Source organism: uncultured Campylobacter sp., from assembly GCF_938030785.1.
GTDB lineage: Bacteria > Campylobacterota > Campylobacteria > Campylobacterales > Campylobacteraceae > Campylobacter_B.
On sequence record NZ_CALHIK010000152.1, the window covers coordinates 1 to 9,429 of the forward strand.

Annotated in this window: 7 protein-coding genes and 1 pseudogene; 7 read left to right on the forward strand and 1 reads right to left on the reverse strand. The window is 43.8% G+C overall.

What is annotated here, in order from left to right; all coding sequences use genetic code 11:
* Nucleotides 1–38 precede the first annotated feature (38 nt).
* Nucleotides 39–727, reverse strand: a pseudogene (locus tag Q0438_RS08820) (IS1595 family transposase).
* Nucleotides 728–1,258: 531 nt separating this feature from the next.
* Between Q0438_RS08820 and Q0438_RS08825 the strand changes: the two are divergent.
* From Q0438_RS08825 to Q0438_RS08855, 7 genes are all read left to right on the forward strand, one after another.
* On the forward strand, nucleotides 1,259–3,379 hold the full coding sequence (locus Q0438_RS08825) for a TonB-dependent receptor (RefSeq protein WP_299190224.1): 2,121 nt from the start codon (nucleotides 1,259–1,261) through the stop codon (nucleotides 3,377–3,379).
* A 27-nt stretch (nucleotides 3,380–3,406) separates the two neighbouring features.
* On the forward strand, nucleotides 3,407–4,153 hold the full coding sequence (locus Q0438_RS08830) for a DUF4198 domain-containing protein (protein WP_299190225.1): 747 nt from the start codon (nucleotides 3,407–3,409) through the stop codon (nucleotides 4,151–4,153).
* A 273-nt stretch (nucleotides 4,154–4,426) separates the two neighbouring features.
* Nucleotides 4,427–5,197, forward strand: a complete 771-nt coding sequence (locus Q0438_RS08835) for a hypothetical protein (protein WP_299190227.1) — start codon at nucleotides 4,427–4,429, stop codon at nucleotides 5,195–5,197.
* 265 nt (nucleotides 5,198–5,462) lie between these two features.
* Nucleotides 5,463–6,497, forward strand: coding sequence for an ABC transporter substrate-binding protein (locus Q0438_RS08840; protein WP_299190228.1), 1,035 nt, complete (start codon nucleotides 5,463–5,465; stop codon nucleotides 6,495–6,497).
* Nucleotides 6,494–7,471, forward strand: a complete 978-nt coding sequence (locus tag Q0438_RS08845; RefSeq protein ID WP_299190230.1) for an iron ABC transporter permease — start codon at nucleotides 6,494–6,496, stop codon at nucleotides 7,469–7,471. The genes Q0438_RS08840 and Q0438_RS08845 overlap by 4 nt, the downstream gene beginning before the upstream one ends.
* A complete protein-coding gene (locus Q0438_RS08850) occupies nucleotides 7,455–8,228 on the forward strand; it encodes an ABC transporter ATP-binding protein (protein WP_299190232.1) in 774 nt (257 codons plus the stop codon). Before Q0438_RS08845 ends, Q0438_RS08850 begins: the two co-directional genes overlap by 17 nt.
* A 465-nt stretch (nucleotides 8,229–8,693) precedes the next feature.
* A complete protein-coding gene (locus Q0438_RS08855; protein WP_299190234.1) occupies nucleotides 8,694–9,365 on the forward strand; it encodes a hypothetical protein in 672 nt (223 codons plus the stop codon).
* The last annotated feature ends 64 nt before the right edge of the window (nucleotides 9,366–9,429 follow it).

Sequence of the window (9,429 nt, forward strand, 5' to 3'; positions counted from 1 at the left end):
TATTTAAAAAAAAATCAATTGTTTCTATAAATTTAGGCTCAATTAAACTTAAGCGGATTTTCTCTTATCAATTTCAACAGTTTCTGATATAAGTTTTCCTGTGTAGTTTTAGTATTATATCTAAATTCACATTCCTTTAGATGAAGCAAGAAATTTTCTTTCTTTATCCCTTTAAATTTAGCTAGTCTATGTTTAGCATATCCCCAGAAGTTTTCTATGCTGTTTATATGATTTTTACCATTAGCAAATTCATTCTTAGAATGCTTTACTCTGTAATGTGCTTTGGCTCCGTAATCCACTAATCCATCATAAGCTTTCCAACAATCAGAATAAATCACACTCTCATCTAATTCGCTAAATTCCGATAATATGGGTATTAGTTCATTTGCAGAGCAGTTTTTAACTATCTGGGTATAGACCTTGCCATCTCTTTTAAGCATACCGAATACCGGTTGCTTTCCGCTTGCACCTCTACCTCTCTTGCCTCTTACTCTTTTAGATCCGAAGTAGCTTTCGTCTATTTCTATCTCACCGCTAAATTTGCTTATCTTTTCACACTCTTTAGACATAAGAATTCTTATTTCCCTAAAGATTTTACATAGCGTACTTCTGAGATTTTAGTTAAATTCGATATCTTTGATGCTTCTATGTCTTCTGCAAAATACTTGAGAATTTCTCTAAATTTCTTCTCTGAAATTCGGGAACGATAGATATACTTGTTTTTCATAGTTCTCATCGTAACTTACTGCTCCTTTGTGTGAGCTTAAGTTAAAGAGAGCCTTATCAAATATAGATTTATGTTAAAAATTCTTCTAATAAAATCACCAAAACGTATCAAAAATACATGAAATTATTCATAGAATTGTACGTGAATTTTGTATTAAATTTTTACTTGAAAATTATAGTTTTCAATATAGAATACCTAGAATTATAGTGTTTTGCACCAAAAAATTGAAAAATGATGAACTACTGATATATATATTTTCCTATTAATGATTTCTATGTAGTAAACGATTTATAAAAATGAATTTTTTGATTTTATTAATTTTTGCATCATTTCCATAAATTTTATGAACGTATTGTTTAAATTATAATAAGTTTATTGTATTGCCCTATTTTGTATCTAAATTTGCAACATTAAATTCAATATAAATCATACTTATATTCTACATTAATTTAATATTGTAATAGTATTGACAATGATTATCTCATCTGATATAATAACACGAAAATTTTATCAGATTTTAGGAGTTAAATTTTGAAAGTTTTTACTCTCTCTCTCTCTGAAGCTGTAGCTACCCTACTTTTATTGAGCGCCGCAAATCCAGCCATAGCCGACGAGCAAACTAAGCAAAGCGTAAATCTCGGCGAAGTAGAAGTTACCGCAAACAAAATAAGTGAAAATTTAAAGGATGTGCCACAAAGTATCAGCGTCGTAAGTGATACTGAGCTACAAGAACGAGAAGTCAAAAACGTCGAGGAGCTGGTAAAAACTATGCCAAACATTACCGGTGTGGGTGGGATGTACGAGGGCATTAGTACTAGAGGGCTCAATCCTTCGATATATACGAGTTCTAACCCCGTCACGGTCTATGTCGGCGGCGTAGCGCAAAGTAACAAAGACGCAGCCTATATCCCCGTTACAAATATCGATCACGTCGAGGTTTTGCGAGGTCCTAGCAGTGCGATCTACGGCAAAGACTCAATCGGCGGCATTATTAATATCGTTTTAGAAGAGCCGACTAACGAATGGAGTGGCAGCGTCGGCGCCGAATACGGCTCGCACAAATACATGCTAGGTCTTTTTGAAACCAGCGGCGCGCTGATTGATGATAAACTATTTTTAGGCTTAAACGGCTCGGCGTCCAAAGAGGACGGCTGGATCATCAACGATCTAAACGGAGATAAAGCCAACGACAAGAAAAATTACAATTTCGGACTAAATTTAAAGATAGTGCCGACCGATCGTTTTACGATTAAAATTTACGGCGATCTTTTTCACCGCCAGGACGACTCGCTCGACGAGCTTTTTATCCCAAAATCGAGATTTGGCAATATCTCAAAAAGCGAAGCCAAGCATATAAACTTAGAAACTCCCGCCCGCGTAAAGCAAACCTCTAGCTCGGGAGCGTTAGATCTAAAATATGAATTTGACAAATTTGATGCGACCTCGACTACGACCTTTCGTAGAGCCAAAAAAGACGGGCTTTACGACGAGGATTTCGGTAGTAAAATAACCTATCTCGACCCCGATCACTACGGGCTAATTACATTTTTAAATTCTAAAAATGATACCTTCTCCGAGGAGCTTAGATTTAGTAGCGTAGGCGAGCAAAGCTTCAAATGGGTCGGTGGACTTTATTACGAAAATGAAAAGCAAGTCTTCGGCCCGATCGGCGACCAATACGGTGACGGCGGTAGGACGATAGTCGAGGATTGGCCTTCGGTCAATCGCGCGCAGACGGCATCGGTATTCGGTCAGATTATCTATCCGATCACGAGCAAATTTGATGCTACGCTTGGCGGCAGGTATCAGCAGATCAGAAAACACACAAAGGTCGATTACTTTTCATACGAGCTGGGACACAATCCCGGTGCGCCCGTGTTTTCGATGGACGAAAAAGCGACATTTAGGACGTTTTTGCCAAAAATCGCACTTGGATACGATATCACCGACGAGCTAAATATTTACGCGATGTATTCAAAGGGCTATCTAGCCGGCGGCTTTAATTTCTACACCACCGGCGGCAGTAGGGATGATAATAAATTTGACGCACAAACGAGCGATGACTACGAGATCGGTGTAAAGGGTTCGTATGAGAGCTTTAGATTTTCTACCGCGCTATTTTATATGGACATCAAGGGCACACATATATTTTATACCGACCCCAATAACCCCAACATCTACTCGACCGCAAACGCCGATAAATCAAAATCTATGGGTGTAGAATTTGAAGGCGTCGCAAAAGCGAGCAAGGAGCTTGATATAAATTTAGCCGCAAGTCTGCTAAAGACCAAATACGGAGATTACATCAACAAAGACGGTACGAATAATAAAGGTAATAAAATCGAGAAAAACCCCGAGTATAAGCTCTCTTTGGGCGCGTCATACTACGCTCCGATGGGAATTTATACAAGACTGGACGGAAATATGATAGGCAAGACCTACTTCGATGCTCAAAATAAGCTAGCCCAAAAGAGCTATTTTACGGCGGATGCAAAAGTAGGCTACCTAAAAGATGGCTTTGACGTGTATTTTTACGTCAAAAATTTGACCGACAAAGAGTATTTCACGCACATCAGAGATAGAGGCCGTAACGTCCTCGCAACATACGGCAAAGGCAGGACTTTCGGTCTTGGCGTCAGATATAGTTTTTAAAATCAATCAACCCTGAAAGGATATAAAATGAAAAGAAGTTTAGCCGTATTAGCGGTTTTAGGTGCGTTTAGTGTAGCCGGCGCGCATGATTTTTGGCTAGCAGGACAAAACGATGACAAGCTAAGAGTTCAAATCGGCTTTGGTGACGGATTTGCGACGTGCGAGCCGATTGATAAGCAGAGAGAAAATAATTTTGAAATCCCCGTAGTCATAGATAAAAACGGCAAAAAAATCGAGCTAAAGCGCACGAGCGAGAACTATAAATTTGAAGGCGAAAAGCAGCCGGAAGGCGTCTATATTATTACCGGGCAATATAAACCGACCTTTTGGACCGAGGATAAAAGCGGCAAATGGCATATGGGCGGCACGAAAGATACGATCAAAGACGCTAAATTTTGCCGTCGCGCCACTATGCTGGCAAAGGGCGTCATCAATACGCAGGCGGGCGATCTGATAACCAAGCCGGTAGGCGAGCGCTTAGAGATCGTGCCTTTGGAAAATCCGGCAAATTTCAAAGCCAATAAGCCATTTAAGATCAAAGTCTTATTTGAGGGCAAACCGCTCGCAGAAACTGCAGTAGAAGGCGCGCCGGATGGATTTTTAGAAGATATGAGCGCGTTTTATGGCATGACCGACGATAAGGGCGAAATCGAAGTCTTGGCTCTAAAGCCCGGACCATGGATACTCAAAGCGAGAAATAAGCTTGCATTTTCGGATCCGAAAAAATGCGACGAAGAGACGATCATCGCGTCTTTTGCTTTTGAGGTAAAATAAAATTCGATCAATTCGATCCTTAAATTTAAAGTCTCTTGCGTTTGAAATTCAAATTTTAAAGCGCAAGGGATTAAATTTTAACTAGAGCATCTGCCGATTAGCGGTGGATGACTATCTAGCAAACGCCCTCTTTCGCCAAATGTCGCAAATTCTAAAATCGGCGTGAGACTTCAAAATTTGGATAAATTTAGCAACGCGCAGTTTCTAAATTTATCTAAATTTCAAACCCCGCAAGTATAATCCGCCATAAATTTTAAAATCCAAAGGCAAAAAATGAAGCGCGATACTTTAAGCGCCATAAAATTCCGCGGCATAGCCTCTAGCGTTTTATCGATCTGCTGCTATCTGATCATTTGGGCTTGTTGTGAGCTTTTGCATGATATTGCGATGAGAGGATTTTTCGCCGCCGCAGCCGCAATCGTCGCCGTGATTTTTACTTCGATGATTTTCAAGCTCTCCGCGACTAAAATGATCTCTGATATCTCCGATAGCAAAGTCTTTAACGCGTGTCGCACTATGTTTTTTGCCTACGTGATATATGCCGCTTTGCTGGGCGCGATGCTATGTTATTCGCTAAATTATATCGGTCTTGATATCTGGGATTACGCTCTGCAGCAAAACGGCAACTCCTTCGAAGGAGCCTTTTATTGCGTAATGGGTGCGCTTTATGCAGGCTTGGAGCATATATCCGAGATAGGAAAATCTCAAATCATAGCTCTTTGGAGCACCGCAAATATTATGCTGGCACTCATCGTTCTTTGGAAGCGGGTCGCCACACTATACTTGCTCGGCAAAGCAAGCGGAAGCAAAATTTTCTATATTTACGCCGTGATAACTTTAATTTGGGAAGCGCTTCTTAAGCTTCTTAAAATACTCGACGTCGATAAGCCGTGGTATGGCAGCGCACCTGCCCGCTATGCCGCACTTGCGGCAATCCTTTTATCTGCGATTTTAGAACTTATCGCTTGGATTAGGATTAAAGGAATTTCAGGCGTAGAGCTTTGGAATAAAAATTTATGGACGACACCGCAAAATAGATCATAAAATCCAATCTAAAATTACGCGCGAGCGCTTGAAATTTTACAAATTTGCTTCACAAATTCCATATCGCACCGTAAAATTCTACGCGAAATTTATACGTACGATGTAAATTTTCAAATTCGCCCTACTTTAAAATTTCATCTTTTACCTAAAATTTATCATTAAAAATCTATAATATTTCAAAGTATATTTTCTAAACGCAACTGCCTGAAAAGTACGCAAAATCGGGCGTGTTAAGAAGTATATAATCCAAATTAAAGGATAGAAAATGAGTAAGCCTCGCTCTTTCGCGCTAGCCCTTGCGCTGTGCGCGAGTTCGCTTTTTGCAGATCGCGTAGTAACCGATCAGCTAGGTCGCGACGTCACGCTACCCGACGAAGTTAAGCGCATAGTCGTGCTTCAGCACCAAAGCCTAAACGCGCTAAATGAGCTAAACGCGCTAGATAAGGTTGTCGGCGTGCAGGAATCATGGGAAAAGTTGCTCGGCAAAAACTACATCCGCCTAGCGCCGAGCCTAAAAGATATGCCGACCCCCGGCGATCTAAAGGTCATCAACTACGAGGCGGTGCTTAAGCTAAAGCCAGACGTCGTGATCGTCACGAACTACATCCCGCAAGAATACATCGACAAAATGACGGAGCTCAAAATCCCCGTCGTCGCCGTTAGCTTCCAGCGCAGCGACGCCGCCGATAAGGGCAAGCTAAATCCGACCTTTAAAGACGACGAAGCGGCCTACACCGAGGGCTTTTACGACGGGATCGAGCTTCTTGGCAAAGTCGCAAACCGCGAGAAAGAGGCCGCCGAGCTAATAAGCTTCGTCAAAACTTCGCAAGAGCAGCTAAAGGCTAAATTTAGCGACTTCATCGTCGATAAAAGGCCTAAAATTTACATGGCAAATCCCGATCTCACGACCTACGGCAGCGGCGAATACACGGGCATAATGTTTATGCGTGCAGGCGCGCAAAACGTCGCGGCGCAGAGCATCAAAGGCTACAAGCAGGTATCTGCAGAGCAAGTTTTAGCATGGGCGCCGCAGATGATCTTCGTACAGGATCGCTACCCGCAGGTACCCGCCGAGCTTAAATCCAACCCGCAGCTTGCAAATTTAAGCGCCGTTAAAGAGGATAAAATTTACATGATGCCAGAATACGCCAAAGCGTGGGGCTATCCGACTGCCGAAGCCATGGCGCTTGGCGAGTGGTGGCTAGCGATGAAGCTCTATCCGAAGCACTTTGACGAGGCAGAGTTTGACAAAAAAGTAGAGGAATTTTATCAAAAATTCTACCGCACGAGCTATAAATGAAATTTTCCGCCCTACTGCTGCTCTGGATCCTGCTATTTGCGGTATCGCTGGGTATCGGGAAGTATCCGGTTAGCCTAGAGGAGACGGGCAGAATTTTACTCGGCTCCTCCGCCGACGAGACGGCAAAAAGCGTGGTGCTTGATATCCGCATCCCGCGCGCCCTACTTTCGAGCCTTTGCGGCGGGATACTGGCGCTTAGCGGCCTTGCGCTTCAGGCGGTGTTTAAAAACCCGCTCGTAGGCCCGCACATCGTGGGCGTTAGCACCGCGGCAGCATTTGGCGGCGCGCTTTGCATCATGCTAGGTTTTGGCTCCTACTTTATCGTGGGCTTTGCCTTCTTTTTCGGGCTTGCAGCGCTTTTTATGCTCTATTTTATCGCCAAATTCGTCTCGCGCAGCGACGTCTTTTCGCTCATCCTAGCGGGCATCGTCATAAACGGCGTGTTTGCCGCGCTAACTAGCCTCGTACAGTATCTAGCCGACAACGAAGACGTACTGCCAAACATCATCTACTGGCTGCTTGGCAGCTTCGTGCGCGCAGACTACGACAAGCTCGTCATGCTTACCGCCGTTTCGGCGCCCTGCGTCGCGGCGCTCATCGCGATGCGGTGGAGATTTAACCTACTCAGCCTCGAAGACGGCGATCTAAAGGTGCTCGGCGTAAACATCGTGCGGCTACGCTCGGTCATCCTCGTCGTCTGCACCCTACTAGTCGCCGCGCAGGTCAGCGTCAGCGGAAACATCGGCTGGATCGGGCTTGTGGTGCCGCATGTAGCCAGGATGATATTTGGCAGCGATCACTTGCGCTCCATGCCCGCTTGCTTCGTCGCGGGAGCCGTTTTTATGCTCGCCATCGACGACGTATCGCGCTCGATCAGCTCTAGCGAAGTGCCGCTTAGCATCATCTCCGCGCTCATCGGCAGCCCGATATTCGCCGTCCTATTAAAAAGGAGCGCCGATGCGAACAGAAGGTAGTTTGCTCTCTATCAAAGACGCCGGATTTTTCTACGAAGAGGACAAATTCCTTTTTAGAAATTTGAGCTTTGAGATTGAGCGCGGTCAAATTTTAGCGATCTTGGGGCTAAACGGTCAGGGCAAAAGCACGCTGATGTCGTGCATGATGGGCATTTTGGACCTCAAAGAGGGGCAGCTTTGCACGCAAGCGAAATTTGGATTTTTGCCGCAAAGCTTTAGCGTCGCGTTTGATTACAGCGTGCAAGACATCGTGGCGATGGGGCGCGTGCGCGATATTTCGCTATTTTCAAAGCCGAGCAAACGCGACGTACAGATCTGCCTGGACGCGCTTGAGAGCCTTGAAATCTCGCACCTAAAAGATAAGCGCTTTAACTCGCTTTCAGGCGGTCAAAAACAGCTTGTGCTCTTTGCTAGAGCGATCGCGAGCAAAAGCGAAATTTTATTTCTGGACGAGCCTGCTAGTGCGCTTGATATCAAAAACCAAGACCGCGTGCTAAGCCTCATCGTAAATTTAAAGCAAAAGAGCAACGCCAGCATCGTTTTTACCACGCATCAGCCAAACCACGCCCTTGCGGTGGCGGACCGCACGCTCATTTTAAAAGACGATCTTAGCTACGTTTACGGGCTTAGCGCCGAGGTTTTGAACGAGGAAAATTTAAACGCGCTCTACCGCGTGCGAATGAAAACGGCGGAATTTGACATAGAGGGCGAGCAGATACCCAGCATCACGCAGATTTTTAGCGCGCAGTTGAGGTAGCGCGGCGAGTTGCACGCGATCGACGCGACAAAGCAACTCGCCAATCGGCGTGGAATTTTAAATCGCGGAATTTAGTCTTGATCTAAATTTAAATCACGAAATTTAACTTGAAATTCCATTTTAAAATTTTGATCAAAATTCCATAGCGGAATTTTACCGCGGAATTCCGAGCAGAAATCTCATAGCGGAATTCTACCTGCGGCTTGCCGGTTTGCAAAACGTGCGATAAAAGTATGTCGCGCCTGAGATTTGAAATCCGCCGCGAAATTATGCCCGCAAATCCATAGGCGAAATTCCGTTTTAAAATACCGCGAGGGAATTTTATTCTCGCTCCTGTAGAATTCTAAAATTCCGCAGTATGCGCCCAGTTGCGACGAAATTTTAAAATTTTAAATTTAGCTGTTTAATTCCTGCTTTACATCAATTTATGTATACTTCTGGATAAATTTTAAAAGGACTTAATATATGCAAGACATCGTATCTCAGGCAAGAAAAGAGGGAATGATCAGCACCGGTATCGATCTGTTTTTAACAGCGCTACCGGTGGTTTTGATGGCGATAGACTTTGTTTTTGAGGGCATACCGGGGTATCCATATAATATCGTGATCATAGGTGGAATTTTTATCGCTTTTATTTGCTTATCGGTTATTTATAGATTAAGAGCGCTTAGCAAAATTTCGGCTCTTAGCGGCATAAAAGCGGCGGCGCTTTACCGCAATTGCATAATTGTTTTTATCTGCCTCGCGGTGCTTTCATTATTTTATCCGTTAAGTTCTTGCAGAGAAGAGATGGCTAAAGAGACAATAGGGGAGACTATACGGAATTTAGTAATACCTGCAGCCGCAATCTACATAATCGTAGCGTGGCTTCGCATAAATTTCTCTTTGGCGCGAGTAAGCGGCGTGAGCGCCTTTCGCATCTACGTGTGGCTCTGCGTGGGGTTTTTAGCGCTAAATATACTGTGCGGCGCGGGACCCTTCGGTTTGGCTAATTCCAAGCCGCAAACTGACGATGCAGTTATGGCTTTAGTCATCACATCATTTAAGGAATTTCTACCGTTTGTCGCTCTCATAATAACCGGCATCGTGCACCTGCTAGCTTGGAGCAAGATAGAAAAGATAAACGCAGAGGTTTGAAATTTCGCAAACCTCTCGTCACGATGAAATTTTAAAATTCCTCAAGTAGATTTAAAATTTTAAA